30 protein-coding genes and 1 pseudogene are annotated in these 26,566 nt (G+C 58.7%); 12 read left to right on the plus strand and 19 right to left on the minus strand.

All coding sequences use genetic code 11. The features are described 5' to 3' along the window. The first annotated feature begins 12 nt into the window (after positions 1-12). The 4 genes from FMN63_RS02410 (at position 13) to FMN63_RS02425 (ending at position 3,424) form a co-directional block, all read left to right on the plus strand. Positions 13-327, plus strand: coding sequence for a hypothetical protein (locus tag FMN63_RS02410; protein WP_148582334.1), 315 nt, complete (start codon positions 13-15; stop codon positions 325-327). Between the two features lie 19 nt (positions 328-346). Then, complete coding sequence (gene hflK / locus FMN63_RS02415) at positions 347-1,414, plus strand: FtsH protease activity modulator HflK (RefSeq protein WP_148582335.1); 1,068 nt, start codon at positions 347-349, stop codon at positions 1,412-1,414. Further along, positions 1,411-2,445, plus strand: a complete 1,035-nt coding sequence (hflC, locus tag FMN63_RS02420; RefSeq protein ID WP_148582336.1) for a protease modulator HflC — start codon at positions 1,411-1,413, stop codon at positions 2,443-2,445. The genes hflK and hflC overlap by 4 nt, the downstream gene beginning before the upstream one ends. Before the next feature lie 553 nt (positions 2,446-2,998). Beyond that, positions 2,999-3,424 carry a hypothetical protein gene (locus tag FMN63_RS02425; protein ID WP_209000887.1) on the plus strand — a complete coding sequence of 142 codons (426 nt, stop codon included), beginning with the start codon at positions 2,999-3,001 and terminating at the stop codon, positions 3,422-3,424. Positions 3,425-3,543: 119 nt separating this feature from the next. Here the strand turns inward: FMN63_RS02425 and FMN63_RS02430 are convergent, their stop codons facing one another. Continuing rightward, positions 3,544-4,458, minus strand: a complete 915-nt coding sequence (locus FMN63_RS02430; protein ID WP_148582337.1) for a LysR family transcriptional regulator — start codon at positions 4,456-4,458, stop codon at positions 3,544-3,546. A 153-nt stretch (positions 4,459-4,611) separates the two neighbouring features. On the opposite strand from FMN63_RS02430, the gene FMN63_RS02435 reads away from it, so the two are divergent. Continuing rightward, positions 4,612-5,574: an NmrA/HSCARG family protein gene (locus tag FMN63_RS02435; RefSeq protein ID WP_148582411.1), complete on the plus strand. Its 963-nt coding sequence runs from the start codon at positions 4,612-4,614 to the stop codon at positions 5,572-5,574. A gap of 29 nt (positions 5,575-5,603) precedes the next feature. On the opposite strand, the gene FMN63_RS02440 is transcribed toward FMN63_RS02435, so the two are convergent. Further along, complete coding sequence (locus tag FMN63_RS02440; protein ID WP_148582338.1) at positions 5,604-6,056, minus strand: Lrp/AsnC family transcriptional regulator; 453 nt, start codon at positions 6,054-6,056, stop codon at positions 5,604-5,606. Positions 6,057-6,159: 103 nt separating this feature from the next. On the opposite strand from FMN63_RS02440, the gene FMN63_RS02445 reads away from it, so the two are divergent. Then, positions 6,160-6,852, plus strand: a complete 693-nt coding sequence (locus FMN63_RS02445) for an AzlC family ABC transporter permease (protein WP_209000888.1) — start codon at positions 6,160-6,162, stop codon at positions 6,850-6,852. Then, positions 6,849-7,145: an AzlD domain-containing protein gene (locus FMN63_RS02450; protein ID WP_148582339.1), complete on the plus strand. Its 297-nt coding sequence runs from the start codon at positions 6,849-6,851 to the stop codon at positions 7,143-7,145. The genes FMN63_RS02445 and FMN63_RS02450 overlap by 4 nt, the downstream gene beginning before the upstream one ends. Before the next feature lie 290 nt (positions 7,146-7,435). Here FMN63_RS02450 and FMN63_RS02455 read toward each other — a convergent pair whose 3' ends face one another. The 4 genes from FMN63_RS02455 to FMN63_RS29340 form a co-directional block, all read right to left on the minus strand. Then, positions 7,436-8,647, minus strand: coding sequence for an HlyD family secretion protein (locus tag FMN63_RS02455; RefSeq protein WP_148582340.1), 1,212 nt, complete (start codon positions 8,645-8,647; stop codon positions 7,436-7,438). Further along, the gene (locus FMN63_RS02460) at positions 8,644-9,111 is read right to left on the minus strand and encodes a hypothetical protein (RefSeq protein WP_148582341.1); all 468 of its coding nucleotides are present in this window, start codon (positions 9,109-9,111) and stop codon (positions 8,644-8,646) included. Before FMN63_RS02460 ends, FMN63_RS02455 begins: the two co-directional genes overlap by 4 nt. A gap of 407 nt (positions 9,112-9,518) precedes the next feature. Then, positions 9,519-9,971 (minus strand): GNAT family N-acetyltransferase, encoded by a 453-nt coding sequence (locus FMN63_RS02465; protein WP_148582342.1) that lies wholly within the window; start codon positions 9,969-9,971, stop codon positions 9,519-9,521. Positions 9,972-10,017: 46 nt separating this feature from the next. Then, a complete protein-coding gene (locus FMN63_RS29340) occupies positions 10,018-10,194 on the minus strand; it encodes a hypothetical protein (RefSeq protein ID WP_153297088.1) in 177 nt (58 codons plus the stop codon). Positions 10,195-10,356: 162 nt separating this feature from the next. Here FMN63_RS29340 and curA point away from each other — a divergent pair, with 162 nt between their 5' ends. Both curA and FMN63_RS02475 read left to right on the plus strand, forming a co-directional pair. Continuing rightward, entirely contained in the window at positions 10,357-11,388 is a 1,032-nt protein-coding gene (curA, locus tag FMN63_RS02470; RefSeq protein ID WP_148582343.1) for an NADPH-dependent curcumin/dihydrocurcumin reductase, read from the plus strand. A 28-nt stretch (positions 11,389-11,416) separates the two neighbouring features. Next, positions 11,417-12,091 carry a type 1 glutamine amidotransferase domain-containing protein gene (locus FMN63_RS02475; protein ID WP_148582344.1) on the plus strand — a complete coding sequence of 225 codons (675 nt, stop codon included), beginning with the start codon at positions 11,417-11,419 and terminating at the stop codon, positions 12,089-12,091. A gap of 206 nt (positions 12,092-12,297) precedes the next feature. Here FMN63_RS02475 and FMN63_RS02480 read toward each other — a convergent pair whose 3' ends face one another. From FMN63_RS02480 to FMN63_RS29705, 7 genes and pseudogenes are all read right to left on the minus strand, one after another. Then, positions 12,298-13,083, minus strand: coding sequence for a GntR family transcriptional regulator (locus FMN63_RS02480; RefSeq protein ID WP_148582345.1), 786 nt, complete (start codon positions 13,081-13,083; stop codon positions 12,298-12,300). Beyond that, positions 13,080-14,588, minus strand: a complete 1,509-nt coding sequence (locus FMN63_RS02485) for a tripartite tricarboxylate transporter permease (RefSeq protein WP_148582346.1) — start codon at positions 14,586-14,588, stop codon at positions 13,080-13,082. Before FMN63_RS02485 ends, FMN63_RS02480 begins: the two co-directional genes overlap by 4 nt. Before the next feature lie 6 nt (positions 14,589-14,594). Further along, positions 14,595-15,071, minus strand: a complete 477-nt coding sequence (locus FMN63_RS02490) for a tripartite tricarboxylate transporter TctB family protein (RefSeq protein ID WP_148582347.1) — start codon at positions 15,069-15,071, stop codon at positions 14,595-14,597. Positions 15,072-15,180: 109 nt separating this feature from the next. Next, on the minus strand, positions 15,181-15,981 hold the full coding sequence (locus FMN63_RS02495) for a tripartite tricarboxylate transporter permease (RefSeq protein ID WP_209000889.1): 801 nt from the start codon (positions 15,979-15,981) through the stop codon (positions 15,181-15,183). Positions 15,982-16,017: 36 nt separating this feature from the next. Further along, complete coding sequence (locus tag FMN63_RS02500; protein ID WP_148582348.1) at positions 16,018-16,482, minus strand: tripartite tricarboxylate transporter TctB family protein; 465 nt, start codon at positions 16,480-16,482, stop codon at positions 16,018-16,020. After that, positions 16,483-17,244 (minus strand): annotated as a pseudogene (locus FMN63_RS02505) (tripartite tricarboxylate transporter substrate binding protein); the annotation flags it as partial. It lies immediately after the preceding gene. A 12-nt stretch (positions 17,245-17,256) separates the two neighbouring features. Further along, a complete protein-coding gene (locus tag FMN63_RS29705; RefSeq protein WP_209000891.1) occupies positions 17,257-17,442 on the minus strand; it encodes a hypothetical protein in 186 nt (61 codons plus the stop codon). Between the two features lie 559 nt (positions 17,443-18,001). On the opposite strand from FMN63_RS29705, the gene FMN63_RS02510 reads away from it, so the two are divergent. The 3 genes from FMN63_RS02510 to FMN63_RS02520 all read left to right on the plus strand — a co-directional run bounded on the left by FMN63_RS02510 (position 18,002) and on the right by FMN63_RS02520 (position 21,152). Continuing rightward, on the plus strand, positions 18,002-18,901 hold the full coding sequence (locus tag FMN63_RS02510; RefSeq protein WP_286192528.1) for an AraC family transcriptional regulator: 900 nt from the start codon (positions 18,002-18,004) through the stop codon (positions 18,899-18,901). A gap of 95 nt (positions 18,902-18,996) precedes the next feature. Next, complete coding sequence (gene acmB / locus FMN63_RS02515; RefSeq protein WP_148582350.1) at positions 18,997-20,196, plus strand: methyl acetate hydrolase AcmB; 1,200 nt, start codon at positions 18,997-18,999, stop codon at positions 20,194-20,196. Positions 20,197-20,267: 71 nt separating this feature from the next. Continuing rightward, entirely contained in the window at positions 20,268-21,152 is an 885-nt protein-coding gene (locus FMN63_RS02520; protein ID WP_148582351.1) for a helix-turn-helix domain-containing protein, read from the plus strand. Between the two features lie 71 nt (positions 21,153-21,223). Here the strand turns inward: FMN63_RS02520 and FMN63_RS02525 are convergent, their stop codons facing one another. The 6 genes from FMN63_RS02525 to FMN63_RS02550 form a co-directional block, all read right to left on the minus strand. Further along, the gene (locus FMN63_RS02525; protein WP_148582352.1) at positions 21,224-22,858 is read right to left on the minus strand and encodes a flavin-containing monooxygenase; all 1,635 of its coding nucleotides are present in this window, start codon (positions 22,856-22,858) and stop codon (positions 21,224-21,226) included. A 741-nt stretch (positions 22,859-23,599) separates the two neighbouring features. Next, entirely contained in the window at positions 23,600-23,941 is a 342-nt protein-coding gene (locus FMN63_RS29980; RefSeq protein ID WP_148582353.1) for a DOPA 4,5-dioxygenase family protein, read from the minus strand. Positions 23,942-24,089: 148 nt separating this feature from the next. Beyond that, positions 24,090-24,419 carry a hypothetical protein gene (locus FMN63_RS02535; protein ID WP_148582354.1) on the minus strand — a complete coding sequence of 110 codons (330 nt, stop codon included), beginning with the start codon at positions 24,417-24,419 and terminating at the stop codon, positions 24,090-24,092. A gap of 33 nt (positions 24,420-24,452) precedes the next feature. Beyond that, a complete protein-coding gene (locus tag FMN63_RS02540) occupies positions 24,453-25,109 on the minus strand; it encodes a DJ-1/PfpI family protein (protein WP_162529963.1) in 657 nt (218 codons plus the stop codon). A gap of 193 nt (positions 25,110-25,302) precedes the next feature. Further along, on the minus strand, positions 25,303-25,908 hold the full coding sequence (locus FMN63_RS02545) for an FMN-dependent NADH-azoreductase (RefSeq protein WP_148582356.1): 606 nt from the start codon (positions 25,906-25,908) through the stop codon (positions 25,303-25,305). 47 nt (positions 25,909-25,955) lie between these two features. After that, on the minus strand, positions 25,956-26,540 hold the full coding sequence (locus FMN63_RS02550) for a YceI family protein (RefSeq protein ID WP_148582357.1): 585 nt from the start codon (positions 26,538-26,540) through the stop codon (positions 25,956-25,958). Between the last annotated feature and the right edge of the window lie 26 nt (positions 26,541-26,566).

Consider the following 26,566-nt stretch of genomic DNA (forward strand, 5'->3'; position numbering starts at 1 on the left):
GGGGTGTCAGTCATGCCTGAAAAGACAGTCCTAGAGTTCGACTTGGAAGCTGCCGATACCGTCGCGTATTACGTGAAGCAAGACGTCATATGCGAAGGTTTCTTCTGCCGACAAAGGCGAAATCGCCGGGAGAGTACGTTCTCCATCCAGACAGCAAGCCCAGGCATGCCGGCGCATGGAGCCGAGACGAGACGAAACATCGCTCCGCAGTTCGTTTCTGCTGACAATGTGCAGCAGAAAACGGATCTTTTTGAAAACGCGCCAATCGATCCGGATGCGAAAACGCTCTCGAACACAAGCCGCGAAAGCAATCCACCCAAGTTTTAGTTTCCGGAGAGGAAAAGTCATGTCTTCCGAAAAAGACGGTCCGCAGAACTCGGGCCCATGGGGGACTGACCCTAAGAGCCAGTCTTTGGACGTGGACGCCTTTCTACGTCAGGGGCGGCAGCATTTCGGTGGAATGTTTCCGGGCGGTACACCGTCCGTTCGCGGAATTCTTGTCGCCGGCGGGCTTGCCATCGTCGCACTCGGCTTGTGGTCGTCCTATTACACCGTGCCGAGTGACTCCGTTGCCGTGATCCAGCGATTTGGCAAGTTCGTCGCTGAAGTACCACCGGGATTGCATTTCAAGTTTCCCATGGGCATCGACACGGCGACGATCGTCCCGGTCAAGCGACAGCTGAAGCAGGAGTTCGGCTTCACAACACCAGGTGGCTCTGATCCCTATCAGAGTCCCGCAGACGGACGGCGCGAGACCGAAATGGTCACGGGCGATCTGAATGCGGCCCTTGTCGAGTGGGTGGTTCAGTACCGGATCTCCGATCCGGTCAAGTTTCTGTTTGAGGTGCGCGAACCGGCCGCAACGCTTCGATACGTCTCTGAATCCGTCATGCGCGAAGTGGTTGGCGACCGCACAGTCGACGAAGTCATCACGATCGGCAGACAGGAAATCGAAAGCGAAGCGCTGCTGAAGATGCAGACACTGGCGACCAAATACGCCATGGGCATCAGCATCGACCAGGTGCAGCTCAAGAACATCAACCCGCCCGAGCCCGTTCAATCGTCGTTCAATGAAGTCAATCAGGCCCAGCAGGAAAAGGAGCGTCTGATCAACGAAGCCCGCCGGGAATACAACAAGGTCATCCCGCTGGCGGAAGGCGAAAAGGACCAGCGTATCCGCGAAGCCGACGGCTATCGGCTGAAACGGATCAACGAGGCTGAGGGCGATGCCGCGCGCTTTACCGCGCTGCTGACGGAATATCTGAAAGCACCGGATGTCACCCGGCGGCGAATCTATATCGAAACCCTTCAGGACGTGATGCCTACTATCGGGTCGAAGATCATCGTTGACGGGTCAACCAGCAGCATCTTGCCGCTTCTCAATCTCGACCGCCAAAGGGAAAGCCAGCCATGAAGATCGTATGGGGACTTCTTGCGGGCATTGTCGCCGTTGCGGTTGTGACCGCTTCCACCGCCGTCTACACGGTCAGCGAAGTTGAACAGGCGATCATCACCCAGTTCGGCAAGCCCGTTGGCGAACCGGTGACGACGTCGGGCCTGAAATTGAAACTGCCCTTCATACAGGACGTCAACCGGATCGACCGACGGGTTCTGGAGTGGGACGGCAATCCCTCCGATATGCCGACAAAAGACAAGCTTTACATTTCGGTCGACCTCTTTGCCCGTTGGAAGATTATCGATCCCTTGCAATATTTTCTTCGTCTGCGTGACGAACGCAGTGCGCAATCGCGGCTCGATGACATCCTTGGCAGCGAGACACGCAACGCGGTTGCCAAGCACGAGTTGATCGAAATTATCCGCACGACAAGGGGGCGCATCCCCTTGCGGGATTCTCTCCTGACCGACGAAGAACGCGCCCAGGATATCGGTTCACTGGTTCCGATCCAGAAAGGCCGTGCACTTGTAGAGCAGGAAATTTTCGGAGCCGCGGCTGAAAAGGTTCGTGTCTTCGGGATTGCACTCCTCGACATCCGGTTCAAGCGCATCAATTACAATGAAAGCGTCCGTCCGAAGATTTATGACCGGATGGTCTCCGAGCGGCGTCAGATCGCCGAACGTTTTCTGTCCGAAGGCAACGGCGAGGCAGCACGTATCCGCGGCAACCGGGTGCGCGATCTGAACAAGATTCAATCCGAAGCCTACCGGGCGGTGGAAGAAATCCGCGGTGTGGCCGACGCCACCGCCGCCGACATATACGCCCAGGCGTACAACATCACGCCTCTTGCTGCGGAGTTCTACGAGTTCTCGAGAACCATGCAGGCCTACAAGGACATGATTTCTTCCGGAACGACCCTCGTCTTGTCGACGGACAGCGATCTCTTCAAATTCCTGAAGGGCGTGCAAGCTTACGACGGGAAAAAAGAGCCTGACCTTCCGGAGTTGGACGCCGGGGTAGTGGGGCGCGTGAGTCCTGTCCGCCGTTGAACCGATCTGTCCGGGCGTTTTTTCGCCCTTAGCGAGAAATGAAAAGTGACTGCGCCCCAAAAAACCGATGAATTGTGGTCGCTTGGTGAAAGTCGAAAACGCTCAAGAGAATGAATGTCGAGGAGAGTATTCTTCTTCGGTTTGAATTAAATCGAGCAGGTCTGCCCTATGTACTAGGGAGAAATGCCTACACGATATCGGATTGTTTTGCGTATTTTTTCTTTTATTCAAATGACGCAATCCGGAGACACCGTTAAACCGCAATTGAGGCGCTCACTCACTCTGGTGAAGAGCCTCTAATCAGCAGTCATTTTTCTGTCTGGCGAGCGCCAGTTGGCTGCTGTCGCGAAGGTCGACCTCACCCCCGGGCAACTTCCGCTCAAAACCAAAAACCACTTCGTGCCTCTGTCTAACCCGACATGCATGTTCCTTCATTGGAGAGAGTGTTAAAGGCACGGACATTGTGAAGAAATCCGAACGTCTTCTGGAGCGTTCCCCCGATCCGCCACCAGTCTTTGGACCATGCATGGCTGGCTCGTCGGTGGCGAATCCCATGATGGTTGGTGAGCTTCCCGTTGCCAACGTTGCTCCGTTCGGCAGTTGCTGGCCGGTGCCTGATGGTGCCCCTCCCGCCGCACATCCGAAAGTGATGCGAAACCGGTTGCCGGATCCCTTTGATTTCGCGGTGCGGGCACTCGCAACTTGGGATGACGAGGGCGGAAGACCAAGTTTGGACTCCATGCACAGTGAGTATGGGAAGCGGATCGAAGTCGACGGCTCCTGGACGATCTACCACGTCTTTACCGGAGGTCCGGCAACAATTGGCGGCGATCTGATGCAGGGCATGAATGCAAGAAATGCGCTGGACCAGATGACGAAGAACAATTCCGACAATTCCAGTCGGCGCGCGGCACGGCCACAGATTTTGAAGGCGCGGTTCTTGGCGGCCTGGTGGGTTCGATTGACCAAATACTTCTAATCAGGCCCTCGTCGCACGAACCTGGACCAGCTCAGTCAGCTCGTAGCGGTCGGAGACATTCGGCAGGGATGCTTGTCCGCTTAGATGAACTTGGTGTCCGCAAACCGGCTGTCCACGGTCTAATCTATTCCTGGCAGATTTGGTATTTGTTCCGCCAGGTAGTCGGCAAGCAATCTAACGCGGGAGATGCCGCGTCGTTCGGGAACGATGAGCATACTGACGGGGACCGGCTGCAATCCGTACTCCGGGAAGAGGATTTCCAGTTCTCCTGTTTTCAGCAGGTCATCGACCAGCCATTGATGTGCGGGGGCAATGCCCCGGCCTGCGGCCAGAGCCTCGCGCGCGGCCAGCCCGTTGTCGACGCGAAACGAGCCCGTGAGGTCCACCCTGCTGCGGTCCCCATTTTGACCGGTCAGCTCCAGGGTTTCGCTGCCGGCAACGTTTGTCATGCGAATGGCTTGATATCCGGAGATATCTTGAATGTTCAAAGGTCGCGCGACTGTTGCCAGATAGGAAGGCGCGGCGACCAGAAGACGCTTGGACATGCCCAGTGCATGAAGCTTCATTGAACTGTCGCTCAGGGGCCCAAGACGGATCGCTATATCAATCCCTTCCTTGACCAGATTGATACGCTCGTCCGTCAGGCTCAGGTCGATCCCGATCGAAGAGTATTGATCCTGAAAAGCAAAGAGCAGCCTGCTGACATGCAAAACTCCCAGGGCGGACGTACAGGAAATTCGAATGTTGCCTGCCGCAGCACTCCGGTCGTTTCGAGCTTCATCGGTCGCCTGCTCCACCAGGCGTAGAACATTGAGGCAGGCCGCATAGAAACCTTGCCCTTCATCCGTCAATGCAACACGGCGTGTCGTGCGCGTCAGCAACGGCACTCCCACGGCCTCTTCAAGCTCTTTGATCTGGCGAGTGACTGTCGACTGCCCCACACCAACCTCGCGGGCAACGGCGGAGAAACTGCCCCGTTCCGCAAGTCGGACGAATGTTTGCATCCGATCGATGCTGATGTTCGATCTATCCATATTACGGAATAGTATTATGCATTTAGCCGCTATGGCGCAATTAATTCGGCCTGATTATTTTTCAACGCGTGAGACCTTCAAGGAGCCGGTGAGCCCATGGCCTTTTGCGTGGCACCAGCTGCGATATCCGGCAACAATCAGGAAAAAATCCAGATGACTTCAGAAAACAGACCGCTAATTGTGATTGCCGGCGCAACCAGCAAACAAGGCCGTAGCGCGGCAAGCAGCCTGCTGAATTCCAACCGTTTCCGCGTGCGCGCCTTAACCCGCCGCAGCGACACGCCGGAGGCCTTGGCGCTGGCAAAGTCGGGCGCCGAAATTGTCACGGTTCCGCTCGAACCAGGTCAAAAAAGGCAGTTCGTTTCCGCATTTGAAGGCGCTGACGGCGCTTTTCTCATGACACCTCCCATTGCTCCGCCACAAACGCACGAGACGCAACTCGGCATTGAGTTGGCCGATGCCGCGGTCGAGGCCGGGGTGGGACACGTCGTGTTCAGCACGCTTGAGAATGCCGACAAGCGCTCGAGCGGGCGGAAATACGTCCCGCATTTTACCGACAAGGCGCGGGTGGCGGATCACATCCGCAGCCTGCCAATATCTCACACCTTCATTATTCTGAGTTTTTTCTACACCAACCTGCTTGAATACTATACGCCGCGCATGGAAGGCGGCACGCTGGTATTGCCAATCTATTTGCCCGAAGACTTTCGAGCGCCTTTCGTCGATCCCTTGACCGCTACCGGTCCTGCCGTCCTCGAAATTTTCTCAAATCCTGGAACGTACAATCACAGAACATTGCCGATCGTCGGCGACGTTATTTCCCCGCGAGAGATGATCCAGACGTTCCGGCGTGTTACGGGGCTGAAGGCCGAATATCGCAATGCCTATACGCGCGGCGGTCTGTTGCAATATTTTCCCGAATTCGCAGCCAATGAACTGCATGTGCAAGAGTTGCTTGGGATGGTGGAATATGCCGTGGACTATGGCTACTTCAGCAAGGAACGTGATCTTGAATGGAGCCGTCGCATAGACACAAATTCACTCAACTGGGAACAATTTCTGCGTAAAACGAGATGGCGCGGAGAAGCACGTTCTTTCGCGCTTGATGCCCGGTAGCTGCAGCCGGGCAGCCCCGCTCGAGGGCCTCAGACCGGCACTTCCGACGTCGCCTTCACGGTTGAGACAACGATAGATGTCCGGAACTTGCGGACGTTCTTGTCGGCAAAGAAGAAACGGTGGGTGAAGGCCTCGTAGTCGGCGATATCCCGGGCCATCACGATGAGGATGAAATCGGCCTCTCCGGCAATACAGTAGAAGTGGGTGACCTGGCGATCTTCACGCGCTTTGCGCTTGAAGGCGTCGATCTGGTCGAGCCGGTCGCGCTCCAGTTCAACAGCTACGATGGCCGTGATGCCGAGGCCGACCTGCCCGGGATCGAGTATCGCGACCTCCCGCTGGATAGCTCCTGTCTCCCTCAGCGCTCGCACCCGGCGCTGGACCGAGGCCGTTGAGAGGCCGGTCGTCTCGGCAAGGGACTGGATCGAGGTTTTGGCGTTTTTCTGGAGCTGATCGAGAAGTTTTCTGTCTGAGGCATCCATGATGTCTTTCCTTTAGTTCACGCAGTCTTCTGATCTTTTTGTATCATTGATCAGCCATATCGTGTGTCGTGTGCATCAATTGGTCTCGTCTAAGGTGCGAGGCATGACACATGGTATGAAAGTTGGGGCCCTCGCCATATTGCCCCTGGCGCTTGGAGCTGCCGTCTACGGTTTCGCGTTTGGCCTTCTGGCTGCGCAGGTTGGTTTCCCGTGGTGGGGCGTTGGCTTGATGAGCGCCTCCGTCCACGCCGGATCTTCGCAGATCGTTGCCGTGGAACAGTTTGCGTCGACGGGTGCCGTCCTGGGCGCGGTCTTCGCCGGGGCTGCCTTGAACCTCCGCTATGTCGGCATCGTCGCGTCCCTCTCGGAAGTGCTCAACGGACTTTCGCTTTGGAAGAAGCTGGTTGCTATCCACGTGACCGGGGACGAGAACTGGGCTCTGACGATGGCCGAGCGCGCAAAGTCGCCCGATGTCGGAGCCAAATTCCTTCTGGGGTCCGGAATGGTGATGATCTCGGTCTGGACCACTTCGACGGCACTCGGGGCGGTGATCGGAGCTGTCCTGCCGAACCTCGAACGCTTTGGTCTGGGCTTTGCTTTCACCGCGGCCTTCATCGCCATGGCGCGGGGGCTCTGGCGGGGACGGTCTCAGGCGCTTGCCTGGTCTGTGGCGGCAGGGGCAACGATTGCGGTTGTCTCGCTTGGCGCACCCAAGGCTTACGGGATCGTTGCGGGCGCGATTTGCGGGTTGGTGGCCATCTACCTGGTGCGCCGCGCGAAGGAGGCGACCAGATGAGCGGAGCACTTTGGGCCGTAACCAGTCTGTTGGCCCTGGCGGCTTTCCTGGTCCGGGTCGCGGGGTTGAGTGCAGGCGAGCGCATCCGGGCGTCCCGTCAGGCCTGGATCCTGGATGATCTGCCGGGATTGATCGTCGTCAGTCTGGTCGCCTCGTCACTGACCGGACAACCACTGCCAACCTGGATTGCCGCCGGTGTGGCACTTGGCATCGCAATCATGACAAACCACGTGATCGCGACCATGGCGTTGGGCGTGGTTGCCTTTGCCGGTCTAAAATGGCTGGGGGTGTAAATGGGTATTTCATTCCCTGCGCAGGCAAGCACGCTGACGCTTTCAAGGCCCTGAATTAATCTGCCCCGGCCGTCAGACAACAGAACGCTCCGCAATGCGCCTCCCAAACACTCGCTCACCGGCTTGCGGGACGGTCCTCCAAGCGGTTCCGCGGCTGAGGTTTCCCATCATCAGCAGCATGAACTTTGCTGCCATTGGCGGAACGTCTCTGTCAGCCGACAGGCATCGAAATGCCTGCCGATCAGAGCTGTTCGATCACCGCGTCACAGATCGTGCCTTTCGCCCCAAACTCAGTCGCCGCCGACCAGGCCCGTTCCGGCGAAGAGCATCATCCACACTTTCATCCGCATGATCAGCGCCTTTTCCAGCGCCCAGGCCTGGATGACGCCGCCCATGAAGGTGCCCTGGAGCGAGCCGGAAATCCGGGTCGTATAGGCCTGGACAAGGCATCTGGTACCATCGACAAGCAGAGCATTCTGTTCCGGGTATTCAAGCCGGACATGCACGACCAGATCGCCTGGGCCGCGCCGGTCCGATGGCTGCATCAGGGTGCCGGTCGGACCGAGCTGACCGGTCGCGATAGCGTCCTGGATGCGGACGATACGCGCCGCCAGAACCGTGTCCTTCATGCCGTTGTTGATGTTGCTTTCGCAGGCAACCTCCGCCGGCATGCCGACATGCAGAACCGCGCTGTTGGTCTGGCTGAAGCCGGCGACAATCTCGATCGGATCGCTCTTGTTGCGATCCGGAACGATCACCATCGCCGGGTTGACGGAGAACTGCGCGGCGCGGGCGCCGACGTTCAAGGTCAGCTGCTCGATCCGCCCGGAGACAGACGAATAGACCTTGGTCTCACTGAGAGTGACCTTGGCTTGATCAAGTGCGGCTTCTGCAGACTTTAACTGTGCAGGCAACACCTGGCTGAGTTGTACCTGCAGCGCCTCCAGCTTGGAGTCGGCGGCATTCACATTGGCGGCGGCCTGTTCCTGTGCGGCCTTTGCGTTCTCATACCTGTTCAACGTGTAAGCGGGCGACTTCCTGTCCTTCAGGTCCTGCTGTTCCGACATGGTCAGGTTCGCCTTGTCGAGAGCCGCTTTGGTCCGGGCGAGATCAGCGCCTGCTTCCTTGATCTGCGCCTTGATGACATCAATCTGGCTGTTGACTTCGCCCACCGTGGCCTGAGCGGTGGCGACTGCCGCCTTTTCACTGCTGTCGTCCACCGTGAAGAGGAGATCGCCGACCTTGACGTTCTCACCGGCCTTGACGGACACCTCGGTGACCGTGCCGCCGCGTTCGGTGACAACCGGAACGACGCGAAAAGGGATCAGCGCGTTGGTTGTGTCGGGATGATAATATTCTACCGTGAAGATCAGCGCGACGAACAGCACGATCCAGACGAACAGCGCACGGTGGACGTTGTAGAGCGTCACGGCGCGGCCCCGCCAGCGTAAATAGGCAATACGCAGCAACAGCGGAAAGCAGGTAATAAGGAGCTCGATCATGCGTTGGCTCCTTTTGTCTCGTCGACCGCCTGAAGATCCGCGACCGGTTGTTCGTCCGGGGCAGTTGTCTCATTGGCAGGTGGTGTGTCATCGACGGCAGCTGTTTCCACCACCGGCGCGAGTTCGTCCTCATCCGCTTCCGGCTTCAGCCATAGAACAACGTCATAAGCGAAGGCGGCAATGATCAGTGTCATCGGCAACAGAAGGCTGACGTCCCGCAAGGGCGGCACCAGGTCATAGGCGAGGCCGACCACCAGCATGGTCGGGATCGTTGTGCGCAGCGGGGTCGTAGATCCCCTGTGTTCCGCGTAACGGTCGAAAACGGCGTAGAGGTAGATCACCAGAAACAATAGAAACAGCAGGGTAATCAGTCCCGCTGTGGCAAAGCTGTCGCTGGTGCCGGGCGCGACCCAGGAATCTGGTGGCGGATCCAACGTCTGCCCTGTCGTTGCCGTTGTGCTCATGAATGTCCCCCTGTCGGACGCCCCATGACGCGGCGTCGCAGACACCATAATGACCGGACCAACGCCCGATTGAAACTGTAAATTGTTGCCCCAATTGAAGACACGCCACGCCGATAGCGCCCGGTCTTGTCAGGACACACGCTTTTCTGGGGTGAGGCATCGACCTGATTGACAGGCGGTTTGACGTGTTTCCCTCGCGCGGCTCAATTTCGCTTTCATGTCAGCTGGTTAAGCGGTCAACGGGGTTCCCTGTCAGTCGCGGTGCTTCGGAACTGAATGAGAATCATGCGCAGGCAGAGAACTGACATTCGCCGGGTGTCGTTAGCCTCCTGAAAGCGAACATGGCGGGTTACGGGCTTTCAACGTCGGCGTTGCCGCCGTAGCCATCAGCATGCCGGTTCCAGGGGTCAGTTATCCGGTAGAGACTTTTTCATGGAGACGGTGTTGTTGCTTCGGGACACCTCAACCCACCCCAGGTGCTGATATAATCGGACATTGTCAGGCATATCGACGTGTGTGTTTAGACGCATTTCGCCATATCCCTGCCGCTTGGCCTCGCTTACTGAAAGCTCGATCAGTCGTCGCCCCAAACCCTTACCGGCGTGGTCGGGACGGACCGCGAGGTTCGCCAGTTTCAAAAATCCATCACCGGCGACAAGAACGAGACCAGCAACAACATCATCGCCGTGCACGGCAACCCAGACCTGATTGACGGCAATGTCTTCCGCACACCCCTCGGAAACCGGGGGCAAATCGGAGATGCGATCAGAATATTGGGCATATGCCGCGTCGATGCAGGCTGCCAGGGCGGTGGCATCCGCCGCTTGAGCGGGGCGTATGACCAGATCTCGGGGTGTCAAAACGTTAGGTCCATCGGGTTCGTTTCAGGGAGCCAACACTCGTAACTCAATACTCAAGGGTGTTGAAGCGGACTTTGGCGGCGTCGCAGAAGGCTGGAAGATTGAGTTCGAAGGTCTGCTGGCATGGATCGTCGCGGTAGCCTTCAGGCAGCACATGCCGGTGCGCGTAGTTCCCTAACGAGAAGCCCTGTCGAATGGTCTGTGCCGAACACCCGTTCTGCATTTTCTTCGGGATCCAAGTCCGTAGTTACGAGTTGACCTGTTGGGGTGGCGCCTGTGCCTGACCGCTTTTGAACAGCTTTCATGATGTGCGGGGCGCGTCCCTTGCGATGGTGTCGGAAAACCCCCACCTGCACGACGACATTGAAACAAATTGGAATACCTCATGACTCAAACCGACACCGAAAACCGCAGGTACGTACTGGTCGAACGTCCAAAGGGCGCTCCCGACGGCAACACCTTGCGGCTGGAAACTGCAGAGGTGCCGAGCCCGGGTCCTGGTCAGATGCTCTTGCGCAACGAATATCTGTCGCTCGATCCCTACATGCGCGGCCGGATGAGTGATGCGCCCTCCTATGCCGCACCCGTCGAGATTGGCGCGGTGATGGTGGGCGGCACCGTGGCACAGGTCGTGTCATCGGACGTGGCCGGCTTCGACAAGGACGACTGGGTCGTGGCCTTCGGCGGCTGGCAGGACTACGCCCTGTCCGATGGCTCCGGCGTGATCAACATGGGCAAGTCGCCGGAAAATCCCTCCTGGGCGCTTGGCGTTCTCGGCATGCCGGGGCTGACGGCCTGGTCGGGTCTGACCCGGATCGGGCAGCCCAAAGAGGGCGAAACCCTCGTCGTCGCCGGGGCCAGTGGTCCGGTGGGCGCAACGGTTGGACAGATTGGCAAGATCCTGGGCTTGCGCGTCGTCGGCATCGCAGGCGGTCCTGAGAAGTGCCGCCATGTCGTGGATACCCTCGGCTTCGACGAGTGCATCGACTACAAGGCCGACGGTTTCCCCAAGGCGCTTGAAACTGCTGTCCCCGATGGCATCGATATCTATTTCGAAAACGTCGGCGGCGCGGTTTTCGATGCGGTCTTGCCCCTGCTCAACACCTCTGCACGGATCCCGGTGTGCGGGCTGATCTCGCAATATAACGCGACCTCGCTGCCGGACGGCCCCGACCGGATGAACCTGCTTCTGGGCACGATCCTGCGCAAGCGGATGACCATGCGCGGCTTTATCGTCTTCGATGACTTCGGTCACCTCTACCCCGAGTTCGCCAGGCAGGTGGGCGACTGGGTCAGGCAGGGAAAGATCAAATACCGCGAAGAAATGATCGCCGGGCTGGAAAAGGCACCCGAAGCGTTCATTGGCCTGCTGAACGGCGAGGCTTTCGGCAAACGCGTCATCAAGCTGAGCGCATAAGCTTTCTGAAAATCAAAGGAATGATCCGATGAAAATTCTCATGGTGCTAACATCGCACGATCAACTGGGTGACACTGGCAACAAGACGGGGTTCTGGCTCGAAGAATTCGCCGCGCCCTACTACGTCTTCAAGGATGCCGGGGCCGACATCACCCTGGCTTCGCCGAAGGGCGGACAGCCGCCCCTGGACCCGTCCAGCGACAGCGACGATGCCCAGACCGACGCCACCAGACGGTTCAAGGCAGACGAAGCCGCGCAGAAGGATCTCGCCAACACCAAGGTCCTCTCGACCGTCTCGGCCGAGGGCTATGATGCGATCTTCTTTCCCGGCGGACATGGACCCTTGTGGGACCTTGCCGAAGACAAGGACAGCATCGCTCTGATCGCAGCATTCGCTTCAAGCGACCGTGCCGTCGGTGCTGTCTGCCACGCGCCGGCCGTGTTCAAGCACGCCAAGGGCGCGGACGGCAAGCCGCTGGTGTCGGGCAAGACGGTGACCGGTTTCACCAACACCGAGGAAGAGGGTGTCGGCCTGACCAACGTCGTGCCGTTCCTGGTTGAGGACATGCTGAAATCGAACGGTGGCGATTACCGGAAGGGCGACGATTGGGCCTCCTTCGTGGTCACCGACGGCAAGCTGGTAACCGGGCAGAACCCCGCGTCATCAGGAGAGGCCGCTCACAAGCTGCTCGCCCTGCTGTGACCTGACTGAACGGGGTGGCTGTAGCGGTCGCCCCGTTCATCTGAAATCAGAATGAACGGGAGTGCCGAAGGAATATCCTTGTTGCCGCTGTCACCGGCAAGACGGGCTTTTACCTGAGTTCTGAATCCAAGCTGCGCCCGGCTGGAGAAGTTAGGCTTTCCCGTGGATCGGGTGTGTCCAGGTTCGCTGGGAGATGAGAGGCCACGTCAGAATTCGAGCGCCAGAAGGTCGGAAGGGGCATAAATGTTCTGGTGATATAACGGCTTCTCGTCGCTTAGCCTGGTGCGGGCCTGGATGAAGAAAACCGGTGTATCAGGCACCAGATCGAACATGGCTGCATCGCGCAGGGACAGCTGCATTGTCGCGACAGTGGTTCTAAGCCGCTGAGCGCGTTTGCCTAGCAACGCCTCCAGGTGGGTGCGCACGTTGACGCCTTCCAGCTCGCTCAGTTCGATGTTGTCGATATTGATCAATCCCGCAGGCAAATACATCTCGGCACCCACGTTGATGCCGTCGCCCGACATCCTGCGCCGGATGACCGTATAGGGGCCTTCTCCCAGGTGCTCCGACCAAACCCCGGTTTCATTGGTTCGCAGCACTTCCACCCGAGTGGAGGTAACGCGAAAATGCTTGCCGGTTGCCGCGACACGAAAGCGGAAGTGCCAGACGTTGGGGCCGATAGGTTCGCCATCCGCCACCCGCGTTCCGTCGCCACGCCGGCGCACGATCAGGCCAAGGTCCTGCAACTGGCCAAGCGCGCTCTGCACCGTGCCAGGAGCAAGCGACAGACGCTGGGCGATTTCCGCTTCTGGCGGAAGCCGGTCACCAGGCCTCACGACACCGTCGCGGATTGCGGAAATCAATGCCAGCCGCAATGCGCTGCGCTTGGTTTCACGCGGGTTACGGCTATGCTCCTCGGCAAGCTTTTGCTGCAGCAGGTCACATAGATCCAGCGACGCGGTCTCCAGTTCCCGTATCCCCGTATTGCTCATGCTGTCGATGCTTTCTTCCTGCTGCCTCGCCAAATGGCCCGCGCTACGATCATAATCGTAAGCAACAGGAAGATACCAGCTACCGGACTTGCCAGAATCGATAGCCCATCCACTTGATAAAGCAGCAGCGACTGGCGCAGGGACGTCTCGAACATCTCGCCGAGCAGAAAGCCGATCACCGTGCAGACCACGGAAATGCCGACGCGTGTAAACAAAATGCCCATGCCTGCAAAGGCAAGCATCACGCCCACATCCCACAGGGATTGGGACGGCAGATATATTCCGAAAATACAAAGCATCAGAACCAGCGGAAGAATGATCCGCCGCGGCACGCGGGCGAATTGAATCCAAAGCGACAGTCCCGCCCGCCCGATCAACAGGTGAAGCAGGTTGGCGACAATCATCGAGGCGAAAAGCCCATAGATCAGCTCTCCATGCATTTGCAGCATGAAGGGACCGGGCACGACCCCGTGCATCATCAAGGCCCCGATCAGCAGAGCCGCTGCGATGTTTCCGGGGATGCCGAGGGCGATCGTTGGAATAAGGTTCGACCCGACCACGGCGCTGTTCGCGCTCTCCGTGGCAATAATCCCCTCCGGCTCGCCCTGACCGAACGTATCCCTGTTCTTTGATGAACGCTTGGCTGCAGCATAGGACATGAAGGAGGCGAGGGTCACTCCGAGCCCTGGCAGCATGCCTACAAGCGAGCCGATGAGCGCGCCTCTTGTCAGGGTCCGCCAGTAGGAAAAGAATTCGCGCGCCGGGAGTTTGCGGTCTCGCTTGTCTACAGCCTGGTTCGCGGCAAAATCGTCTACCACGCGTTTGGTTGCCAGATCCGAGATCTGCATCACAACCGAAGACAGAGCCAATGCCCCGATGGCCAGCGCGGCAAGCGACAGACCGTCATAAAGTTCAATGCGGCCAAAGGTGAAACGCGGTGTTGAGGAAACCGGATCGAGCCCGATGGTGGCAAGAAAGATGCCGATGAAAATGGCCATACCGCTTTTCAGCGGTGAATCGCCGGCTATTCCGGCAATCAGGGCAAAGGAAAACAACAGGACTGCCGTATATTCAACCGGACCGAATTGCAGCGCAAAGGCTGCAAAGGGGACGACCAGAACGATGAGCAGGAGATCGGAAATCGTATCCCCTGTCACAGAGGAAAAGAGAGCGAATTTCAGGGCCCGGAATGCCTCTCCCCGCCGGGCCATGGGGTAGCCGTCCCAGGCGGTGGCCGCGGATTCGGGCGTGCCGGGGGAATTCAGCAAAATCGCCGGAACAGCCCCGCCCGAGGTGCCTCCCTTGTTCACGCCGACGAGGAAGGCAATGGCTGTCAGCGGAGACATGTAAAAGGTGAGCGGTATCAGGACCGCCATGGCGGTGACGCTGCCAAGACCCGGGAGCGCGCCAATGACGATGCCCAGAAAGATACCGAACGCAATGAAAATCAAGTTCATCGGCTGGATCGCCGCCGCAAAGGCATGAAGAACTATGTCTTGCATCATATCCACTCAGGGAAGCTGAATATAGAAGGCGTACCAGGCCAGTTGCTGAACGGCCAAAGGCAGCAGGATCGAGCCGAGGGCGCACCAGAGAAGATGGCGTCTTTGGCCGGCCAACAAGATACCGGCAAAGCAGGAAACAGCACCCGTGATGACGAAGCCGGCGTAGGAAAGCAGCAGCATTACGACCGTGGCCCAAGCCACCCAGGCGAGCGCCTCGACAACAAACCGAAAGCCTTCGTGACCACCAGGCTCAAGGATCCAGCGCCGCGAGCGGAACATCAAGGCAAGGCCGAACAGTCCCACCATACCCGCCGACAAGGTTGGAAAGAGCCTCGGCGACAATTGATCGGTTACGGCAGGTATTTCGACTTGCGTGGGTATCAGCCAGACAATGGCAAAGATTGCTGCCAACACGGCGACCAGTCCGATCAGAAAATCGAGACGCCCGGAGGCGTCTCGCAGATTTTGAGCGGACCCGCTCATTGCGAGGTTTTCTCGTAAACCTTCTGAAGACCTTTGTTTACCGCAGCAATCTCTTTGACCAAGGTTTCTCCGGTGACGCTGGCTTTCGGGAAGCCCAGCTTGTTGGTCATCAAATCGGTATAGGCCTCGGATTCGACTGCCTTCTCAGAAGCATCGACCAAGGTCTTGAGAATGTCCTCCGGAAGACCAGCAGGAGCCCAGATCGTGGCCCCGGTAGGCATCGCAACGCCGGTGTTTCGTCAGTGTTCACGTCCGCTATGCGGTTAAACACCTGCAACAGGACCTCGGACATGGCAAACAGTCCGATCAATACCGGAATGAGCTGAAACCCGGATTCCATGGCAAAGGAATTGAAGGTGAAGCGCGGTGTTCCGCCGATCGGGTCGAGACCGACAAAGCCGGCGGACACACCGACCAGAACCATGATCAGCGAATCCAGTTTGGAACCTCCGCCCAGAAGCACGATCACCAGGAGGGCAAACAGCATGAGCACGGCCATTTCAGCCGGCCCGAAATCAAGGGCCAGCCGTGCCAGCGGTTCGGCCAGCGCCATCAGAATCAGACAACTGAAGATATTGCCGAATACGCTGGCAAAGAGCGCCAGCCGCAAGGCACGCCCTCCCTCGCCGCGTTGTGCCATGGGAAACCCGTCAAGCGCGGTTGCCGCCGAAGAAGGCGTGCCCGGCACATTGAGGAGAACAGCAGAGATCGATCCGCCGAAGATGGCTCCCTGATAAACGCCCAGCAACAGAATGAGCGCCGGAATGGGCTGCATGGCGAATGTGACCGGGATGAGCAGCGCAATGGCCATGGTGGGCCCCAGCCCCGGAATGGCCCCGATTATGATGCCGGTCAGTGCCGCCGCGAGGATCCACAGATCCAGCAATTGCAGAAATGCGTCCCAAAGCAATTTGGAAATCCTTACCTGGATCTGACACGAAAGCCGTCAGGGCAGCGGGACATTCAACCCGTAGCGCCCGCCGTAATAGACCGCGAAGGCCACAACCAAAGGAAGGCCGATCACGAAAACAGGCCGACGTTCCCCCAGTGCCAGCGTGGAGACAAATGCAACGAAGACAGCACCTGGCAGAAAGCCGAAATACGTCATCGACCACAGTGCCGCGGCCGACGAAAGCACCACTATCGCGACCCGCACCTGACTGCGTGCCGGACCAACCGGCATTTCCGCCGAATTCAGGTTCAGCACGAGCCGCAACGCGGCGGCCACCGCCAAGAGACCGAGAACCGCCATGGGAACCGTGCGGGCATCCGGCCATTGGTTTCCGAAGCCGAACACCTGAATCTGAGTGTCCGCCACGTACAGTCCGGCAAGCGCGCCGACCAGCAGGAGAATACTGGTCAGCGCTGGCATGCCCGGCTGAAAGCGCTTTACCACCGAGCGAGCAGTCATTTAGTTGGATTGCCCCATTTCCTTGGCGATTTCCTGATAGGCCGTGAAATTCTCGGCAATCGTTTTCTTCAGGTCTTCGCCAGACATGATGCGAACCGGCTGACTGAGCTTGGTCATGAATGACTTGAACTCATCGGAACTGGCTACTTCCGTGAAGGTTTCTTCCAGCTTCGCAAGAATTGCCGGATCGGTTCCAGCCGGCGCGAGGATGCCCACGATCGAGGGAAATTCGGCGTTGTAGCCAAGGTCCTTCAGCGCTGGCGCGTCAGGAAATTCCGGGTCGCGCGTTCCGTCCAGAACCGCCAGAAGGCGAAGCTGATCGTCTTTCACCAAATCGCGATAAGCCGGAACAAGCGCGACGTCGACATGGCCTCCCAAGACGGCGGCCGTTGCGGCAGAAGCACCGTCGAAAGGTACGTGCTGAAGGGCCCCGCCGGACTGGTTGGCAACAGATGCGAACGCCAGATGCGCTCCGCCCATGGCGCCCGCGGTGCCATAGGTCAAGGCCGAGCCGGACTTGGAAGCTTCGATCAGGTCTTCAAAACTCTTGTATGGGGAATCCGCTTTCACGAGCACGCCGTGATAAGGGCCGGAATAGTTCAGAACCGGAGCGAAATCCGTCAATGTGTCATAGCCAACCGGGCGCAGGGCAGGCGTGACGAAGGAAGGCGACGACGTTGCTGCGATGAGCGTGTAGCCGTCGGGATCCGCCGCAGCAACCGCACGCATGGCATTCGTGCCGCTGCCACCCGGCATATTTTCGACAACAACCGGCTAACCCAGCAACTTTTCTGCCTGTGATGCCAGCTGACGGGCCGAAGTGTCGGTCGTTCCACCGGCTCCGTAAGGAATGACGATCTTGATGGCACGGCTCGGATAGTCATCCGCCGCATGCGCGGCAAAGGGCGAGAGCAGCATGGTTGCGGCAAGCGCAAGGCCGAAACGGCGTGTGATTTTCATGTTTTCCTCCACAAGTGACCGCTCTCACCGGCGTCAAATCATGAACGCAGGAAAACTGAAGCGATCAGAATTTCTTAATTTCGACACTTCGTAACGCAATCCCGTTGGCGTAGTCGATACGCCGAATTCGGTCACGAGCTTCATCAGCCTAAAGAAGTGTCAGCCTCCAGGGCCGCATCATATGCGGAGTTGCGCTTAACAAAAGCGCGTAATTTTTCACATTAAGATTAGAAAAACTGCATCAAAGAGAGCGGATATGTACCGCGCGTGTCGCAAAGTGCCTTGAATTTTCCCTCCGGAAAGAACGCGCCTTTATCTGAAGGTCAACGGCGTTTCGCATCCTACGTTCGAACTGACGTGCATTTAAAGCGCGAGACAAAGCAAGTGCTGGCGCCTGAGAACTGTGCTAGCATTTCCTAAGATCAAAATCGCGAGGAGGAGCGGGATTTTGTTGCACGACGCCCTCTTGCGGGATGCCGGAGGTCGGTTGATCCGCCACGGATCCGCCACGCGGTCCGCAGATTGGGACGAGGTGGAGGCCTTCTGCCAATCGGTCTACATGCCTTACAGGGTGCGGCCACTGGTGAGGTTTTCACGCCCGGACGCCACAATGATAAGTGCCCGTGCAGGGCGCCTGACCATGACGCGTTTTTCCTACGGCACGGGAATCCATCTCGACCAGTTCGATCCGCAGGCCGGAAACATTCTCGTGCTGAACACGTTGCAAGGGGCGCTTGACCACCAGACGGATGGCGGATCGGTCGCCGCCGGCGCCGGGGACAGTTTCGTGGTGGATTGTTCGCGAACGGAATACTGGCTGGAAGGCAATCCAGACCATATGCAACTGAACCTGACCATCCCGCATCAAGTCATCGCCGAGACGGCAGAACGCTGGTTCGGTTTCGTACCGGATGACGGGTTATGGACGCGGCGGGTCAAGTTCGGTGGACCGGGCTCAACCTGGTTGTCGTTACTGGACTACGCAGCGCGGACGTTGGTTCAGGCCGGCAGCGGTGCAAGCGATGCTGCCATGGCGCGTCACATCGAAGAGATGCTCTGCGTCGAATTGCTCCGGCAGTGGGCCGGGGCGGCGGGATTTTCCCTGCAAAATGGCGCGCGCTGTGCAGCACCTGGATATGTCCGCCGGGCAGAGGAAATCATGGAAGCCGAAGCCCGCGAAGCCCCCTCCATCGGCGATGTCGCCCGGCGTGTGGGCGTCTCGGCGCGGACGCTTTCGGGTGGGTTCAGCCGGTTCCGCGGCCTGTCGCCGCGTGCCTTCCTTGCGGCGCGACGGCTGGAAGGCTTCCGCAGGGACCTGGAGACGCGACCAGAGGAAGAAACTGTAACCGCGATTGCCAGCACCTGGGGGTTCAGCAATTTCGGCGCGCTGGCCGGGCGCTATCGCGAACGGTTTGGCGAAATGCCCTCGCAGACGCGGGCGCGGGGCGCGCGCAGGTAAATCGGCTTCCGAATTCGGACAGGTCCTGCCGCTGGGTGACAGCCCGGCCCTCATTGGACAGGCATTCTCGGATGCACTGTTCAAGGGAGGACATCATGAAGGACATTCACACCGAAAACCTCGTATCGGCACTGGACAAGGTCTTGCGCGGAGTTACCACGGGACCGGCACGCGTTCCGGGCGTCGTTGCAATGGTCACGAACAGGGAGAACGACATCTACAGCGGCGCGGCGGGAGAACGTCGGCTGGGCGATGAGGAGATGACAGAGGATACGGTTTTTGCCATCTTTTCCACCACCAAGGCCATCACGGGAACCTGCGCGCTGCAATGCGTGGAGGAAGAACTGCTGGATCTTGACGCGCCCGCAAAGGACTACGCGCCCGCCCTCGGCGACCTGCAAGTGCTGGAGGGCTTCGACGCCAACGGCCAGCCGCGCTTGCGCGCGCCGAAATCCGACGTCACGACCCGGCAGTTGCTGCTGCACACGGGCGGTTTCGGCTACGACTTCTTCAACGAGCTTTACAAGCGCATGGCCGAGGAGCACGGCCAGCCGTCGGTCGTCACCGGCACCCGCGCTGCCATCGAGACCCCACTGCTTTTCGACCCGGGCGAGAAATGGGAATATGGCACCAACATCGACTGGGTCGGGCAGGTGGTCGAGGGTATCCGGGGCAAGCGGCTGGGCGAGGTCATGCGGGAGCGGGTCTTCGACCAGCTTGCCATGGACGAGATCGCCTTTACGCGCTCCGACGCGATGAAGGCCCGTACAGCCACGATACACGCGCGCAGCGAAGATGGGTCGCTGACGCCGATGGATGATTTCGCCCTGCCGGACAACCCCGAGGTCGACATGGGTGGTCACGGTCTCTACGGCACGATCCCCGAGTACATGAAGTTCATCCGCATGTGGCTGAACGACGGCAACGGTCCCACAGGCAGGGTACTGAAGCCCGAGACCGTCGAATGGGCGGTGAAGGGCGGTCTTACCCCGCCGCAGAAGGTGGTGATGCTGCCGGGTGTGATCCCGTCGCTTTCGAACGACGCGGAGTTCTTCCCGGGCCTCGGCAAGGACTGGTCCTATACCTTCATGGTCAATACCGAGGAAGCCCCCACCGGCCGGCCTGCGGGCGCCATCGGCTGGGCCGGGCTGGCGAACAGCTTCTACTGGATCGACCGTGCCTCCGGCGTGGGAGGTTACTGGGCGACACAGATCCTTCCCTTCGGCGACCCGACCTCCTTTACCGGCTACCTCGATTTCGAGACTGCGGTCTACGACGCGATCCGCAACAGCTGATCTACTCTGCACGGGGGCGGCACAACCGCCCCCGATTTCGTTTTCGCATGTCTTTGGGAGGAGGATGCGTAATGAGCGAGTTCATCAATTACCAGGAACTGCCCGACTGGGTGCCGGGCCGGGTCTTGCTGGCCAGCGACGGGCTCGGCTGGAAGAACGTGGCCTGTCGGTCTTACCATTACGAAGGTCAGGACGTGATCGTGCCGAGCATGAAGGACTTCTTGCTCGTTGGCTATCGCAACGGGGTTACGCCGATGCAGCGCCGCTATGAAGGACGCTGGACCCGCGAGACACTCGGACCCGGCGCTGCTTCGCTTTTGACCCGGGCACAGCGTGTGAACTGGAACTGGATAGAGCCCATCGATGTCACTCATGTCTACCTGTCCGGCGCGCTGGTGGCAGAAGTGGCAAGCGAGGTGCTGGACTGCGCTGTCACGGAGGTGTCTCTCGCCGATGTGCTGCGCACGGAAGACCCTGTCATGACGCTGGCCATGGAGCAGATCGCGCGAGAGGCCGAGACAAAGGGCCTCGGCGGAGCGCTCTATGTCGACAGCGTGTCACGGGCGCTGGTCGTTCATCTGCTGCGGCGCTATGCCGATATCCGAAGGCCGGTCACAGGTACGGATGGTGCGCTGACCGCAACACAACAACGCCAGATCGTAGAGTTCATCGATACCCATCTCGCCAGCGGGCTTGACCTGAAGTCCATGGCGGATGCGCTGGGTCTGACACCCTGCCTGTTCGCCCGCCAGTTCCGCAGCAGCTTCGGCAAACCGCCCTATGCCTTTGTCACCGCACAGCGCATGGCGCGGGCACAGCGCCTTCTTGCATCCACGGATGCACCGATAAAGACCGTCGCACTCGATTGCGGCTTCTCCGACCAGGCCCATCTGACGCGGATGTTCCGTGTTGCCATCGGCAAGACGCCCGCCGTCTTTCGGCGGCAGGCTCAATAGGCCACCGGTCGGCGCCGGACGCAATGGTCAAGGCACGGCGGGTCCCAGGGCAAGACCCGCCGCAACCAGGATCACTCTGCCGGTTCTGTCACCATGGGCACCTTTGTCATGGCAAACCCCTCGTAGCCCTTGTCGGCGATCTCCTGGCACTTCGCCCGGTACGTCCCGACGCCGCCCGTGTAGGACAGGACACGGCGCGGTTTGCCCGCCACGTTCGCGCCGTTGTACCAACTGTTCGTCTTCGCGATCAGTGTGGCATTCGCCGTCTCGTCGTGATGCCTCACCCAGGCGTCCTCAGCTTCTGCGGTGGGTTCCATCACCGAGGCCCCGTTGGCGCGTATGGCCCTGATGCACTCCGTGATCCACTCGGTCTGCTGTTGCAGGCAGGTGGTCATGTTGCAGAGTGCAGCGGAGGGTGCGAGCGGTGCACCCGTCATGAAAAAGTTGGGAAAGCCGTACTTCTGCATACCCAGGGTGGTGCGGATGTCCTTGTCCCACTCGTCCTTCAGCGTCATGCCGTCACGCCCGTGAATGTCGATCCGAGACAGGGCGCCAGAGCCCGCGTCGAAGCCGACTGCCATGATGATCACGTCGAGCGGGTAGATCGTCCCGTCCTTCAGTTTCACGCCCTCTGGGACGATCTCGGCAATCGGATTTTCCTTCACGGGGACAGCCTGGACGTTGTCCTGCAGGTAGACCTCAAGGTAGTTCGACTCCAGCGGCACGCGGTGGGTTCCGAAGCCATAATCGCCCTTCTTTGGCACGAGGATATCGATCAGCTTCGGGTCCTTCAGCCGGGCTTTCATCTTCTCCCGCACGAACTCGCTGATCTCCTCATTGACCGCCTCGTCGAAGAACATTTCGCCGAAGGACGCCAGCCAGAGTTTCAGCGAACCGTCAGCGTGTGTCTCTTCGAGGATCGCGCGGCGCTCTTCGGGCGTGCAATCGGCCCAGGTGTGCTCGAAGTCGTACTCGAAGCCGGTGAAGGTCCTCGGCAGGTTCGAGGTCAGTTCGTCCCATCGCGCCTTGTAGGCGGCCGCATCGGCCGGCCCGTATTTGGGGTTCTTCATCGGCAGCACATATTGCGGCGTACGCACGAAGACGGTCATCGATCCCACGACAGGCGCGATGGTCTGGATCACCTGGATGCCGGTCGCACCGATGCCGATGACGCCCACGCGCTTGCCGTCAAGATCGAGCCCGGCCTTCGGGTAGCGCCCGGTGTGAACGATCTGGCCCTTGAAACTGTCCTGCCCGGGAAAGCGATCCGTCAACGGCGCGGACAGCATCCCGGTGCAACCGATCAGGAACTGCGTGTCATAGGTATCGCCGGTATCCGTCTCTACCGTCCAGCGCCCCGTGTCCTCGCCGTAGACCGCCTTCGTCACCTTGGACGAGAAGGTAATATCCTTGCGAAGATCCAACCGGTCGGTCACGTAGTGCAACCAGCGCTCGATCTCCGGCTGTGTCGGAAAACGTTCGGACCATGTCCAGTCCTTGTAGAGCTTTTCGTCGAACAGGTACTGGTAGATGTAGCTCTCGCTGTCGAACTTGGCGCCAGGATAGCGGTTCCAGTACCACGTCCCGCCCACGTCGGAGCCCGCCTCAACCCCGTGCACCGCCATACCCATCTCGCGCAGCTGGTGAAGCTGGTACAACCCCGCCACGCCGGCACCGATTACAAGGGCATCAATCTTGCGCTTCATCTCTCTCTCCCATCAAGTTTCATCGCAGCCGGTGCGGCCTCCTTTACCGCGGGACCGCTGCGGAGGATCGAGGCTAGACGTGAGAGGGCCGGCACGTATTGAACGTTTCGTCTTCGCGCTTTGAACGAAACGAACGAGGATACCGGGCCTTTAAAACCAGCGAAGGGTTTCAAGAAGGCCCTGCAGCCAGCCGTCCAGGCGTTTGGTTCCGGCACTGGATGGATCAGGAAAGCTTTGTCGGACCACGAAATTTACGACCAGATGCAGCAGGGGAGAGGACGACGAGTGCTTCTTTTGACCTGTTGTGTGCCCGCTAGGTAGCCGCAGGCCCATTGAGAAAAACAGTCCGTATGCGTCAGTAGTGAGATCCAAATCGCGCTCACTCTCCCAGAAGGTTCTGGTCTCTCACGGGGCTATTCCGGCGTATCTGAGTTCAGCAAAATCTACCGTTTCTATCTTGTGCGGAAGGCCACAAATCGTTGGAGGTCAGTAAAGTCCGCAAGGTGAGGCTTGGCAACGGCAGCTTTGTCCAATCAGCCGCCGTCTTGCGGCAACGGCCTTCGCGAATGCAACGAATAGCGGCTTCGCAGATGCATCCCGGTATCATCCAGCCATGTGGATGTCGGCAAAGGGCCGGAGCGAGGCCAGTGAAGTCGATTGGATACAGCGGACCTGCTGCGCCGTAGCAGATCCTCTTCGGGCTCAAGAGGACCGATGCTGCGCATGTTTCGAACGGCTGCTTTAGTTGAACATTGTCAAGTTCAAGGGTTGTGCTTCGCCAAGCCAGAATGCGTTGCGGGTGTGATCAAGGAGATGATCGTCGCTTTTCCCGTGACAGAAGACAATCAGGTCACCTCGATTTTCCATCAACCAGGGCAAGAGCTTCCCGAATTGTTCAGGGCTGCAATCCAGTTGGCAGGATGGCATTGAGTGCGGGCCCACAGGTCGCGAGTGCGCACGCCCCATATCGACGCCAAACAGCTCTGCGGCTCGCCTGCATAAGCTGTGTGCTGCCTCAGCGGAGGACGGTTCGAAGTAAACATGGGCGTGAAACCCTGTGATCGTAGATTGCGTCACAGACATTCCAATGTCCTTTCTTGTTTAAGCGTGCGCTTGGGCAGCATCGCTTGTCAGGATCTCAAGCCGGGAACCGTGCCGCTTGCGGTACATTAAGCAGGCCCATGCAGTCTAAATCGGTGCCATGATGCCGGCGGTTATCTCGATATGTTCTTTAAGACGGTAGCCGCCAGCATGTTGCGCAATCACAGCCGGGGAATGTTGCCAGTATTTGACTTTCCGCTCCAATTTCATTGGAGCGGGAGGTCATGTTGTCCTCATCACAGTCGATGACTGTCATCTCTTGGCGCTGATACGGCATCTTTCCAAGCAGCGAGACCTGAACCTTGAGCTGCTGCCCCTGGTGAATTGCGCCTGATGGAAAGTGACAAAAAGTCAGGAGACCCGAGGTGACGATTTCGAGATAATCCGGATCTGTCGCCACTTTGCAAACCTGTCGCGCCGATGAGGAATAGTGATGGGCCAGATGCAGGGTTTTCGTCATGGTGTCATCGTTGACCGTGCCGCATGGAAGCCGTCAGCCGTTTGGGCGGCCATGTCTCTCAAGCAAACGCGTGAAGTAAAGGGTATCCGCAACTTCCTGAGATTGCTCTGGCCCCACGAGGTTTTTGAGAAGCTCAATGGCAGCTGCGTAACTGACCAAGGATCCGTTGCTGGTCACAACGTTGCTGTCCACCACAACGGTGGCGCCGATGTCGACCTTGACCCAGGGATGGTTCAGCTTCAACCAGACCTCACCTCCGGGATAAGTGGTGACATTGACACCGTTCAACAGACCCGTCGCGGCCAGGACATAAACCCCGGAACAGTTGCTTGCAATCCAGTCTGCCTGCGTCGCCTGTTCCGTGACAAATGCCATGAAGTCCTGATCCTCAAGAATGGGGTCCATGTCATAGCGGCTTCCGACGATGATCACATCCAGATCAGGTGCATCTGCAATCCCGTAATCCGCCTGCAGGGTCAGCCCTTCATGGGTCGTGACCAGGCCGGCCTCTGGCGCGATGGTGACAATCTCATAGCCTGCGATGATCTCGTTTTCGATGGCAACACCAAAGACCTCGAGCGGGGCAACCACATCGCTGGTCAGAACGCCGTCAAACAACATCACTCCGATCCGCTGCGGGGTGTCATCCTCGGCCAGGGAGGGCTGCGCCCCGACGAGCAACGCAATCAAGATCGTGAGGCATTGAAACACAACTCTGACGGGGTCAGGGAGGAATGACGCCGTGCGCAATCGTTGTGAAAGAAGTGCTGGGTTTGGAAGGCAGTTTTCTCGCGTCATGAGAAGCCCTTAGTCCTTGATGGGGAAAGAGGAAGGAGATGCGCCGGACGGAAGCGCCGGCGCATCCGAGTTCGTGTTTGAACGGCTAAAGCTGCGCCATTGCGGCGCTGAACTGCGCCTCTGGGTCAGCAGTCACCATGGAAGGCTGGAAGCGGATGAACCGAGCCTCTTTCACGCCGATTTTGTGCAGCCACCATTCCAGATAACGTGCATGAAAATCCTGGCCAAAGCGCGGATCAATACCGGGCTCCCAAACCGCGCTGGAGACAATCACTGTCGCCGTCTTGCCCATTAGAAGGCCGCTATACCCTGTTGCCGGTGCAAAACCGTAGAGCATTCCAGGCTGCGTGATGATGTCGATATATTGCTTCAAGCGATAGGGAATACCGCTGTTCCACATGGGCACATTGAACACATAGTGATCTGCTTCAATGAACCGGTTGGTGATTTCGGTCAAATGGGACCAGTTTGCCCTTTGATCATCGGTCATCTCTCCCTCGCCAAAGAGGGTCATCTTGGCTGCGGCCCAATCACCATCAAATTGCGGCAACGGCTCGTCCCAAAGATCGAGCGTGTCGATCTTCAAGGTGGGGTCGGCCGCGACCCGCTTTTCAATATGGGCCAGGGCAAGCGCGCGTGACTTTGACTTGTCACCGCGCGGCGAGGCGGAAATGTGCAGGAGTTTCGACATTCTGGCTTAGTTCCCTTTGATTTGTGCCCGCTCACACATGCAGCGCGTCACTGGCGCAGAGCTTCCAGATCGATCTCGACATCAACGATCGGACCAAGGCCAAACGCCTTCAACTGGTTCATTCCGAAATCGGTGCCATCGATGGTCGCAGTCGCTGAAAAGCCAGTTTTGATTGTCGAAGCGTCCCAGGGCAGTGGCATTTCATTGTTCCAAACCACGTCCAGCGCGACTTCGCGGCTCACTCCGATCATGGTCAGGTCGCCATAGACAATCGCCGTCCGTTCGCCCGTCTGCTCGATCCGGGTGCTGTCGAAGGTAATTTCAGGGAACTCGACAATATTCAGAAAATCGGCACCGCCCATGTCGCGGTCGCGTTGTTCAGAGTTGGTGTCGAGGCTTTCGGACTTAATCACAACGGAGACAGAACTGTTGGTGACGTCGTCCTTGTCAAATGAGATGTCACCCGAAACATTTCGAAAAATGCCGCGCGCGTTGGCCCATCCGGCGTGATTGACGCTGAAGGTGACCCAGGTGTGATCTTCATGGACAGTGTAGTGGTCGGCAGCATGCGCCACAGGAGACGTCGTGATGAACAGAGCAGCTGCAATGGCCTTACGTGAGAAGACAGACATAGTTGATCCTTTCAAGAGGTGGTTGG

It is taken from the genome of Stappia sp. BW2 (assembly GCF_008107695.1).
Classification (GTDB): domain Bacteria; phylum Pseudomonadota; class Alphaproteobacteria; order Rhizobiales; family Stappiaceae; genus Roseibium.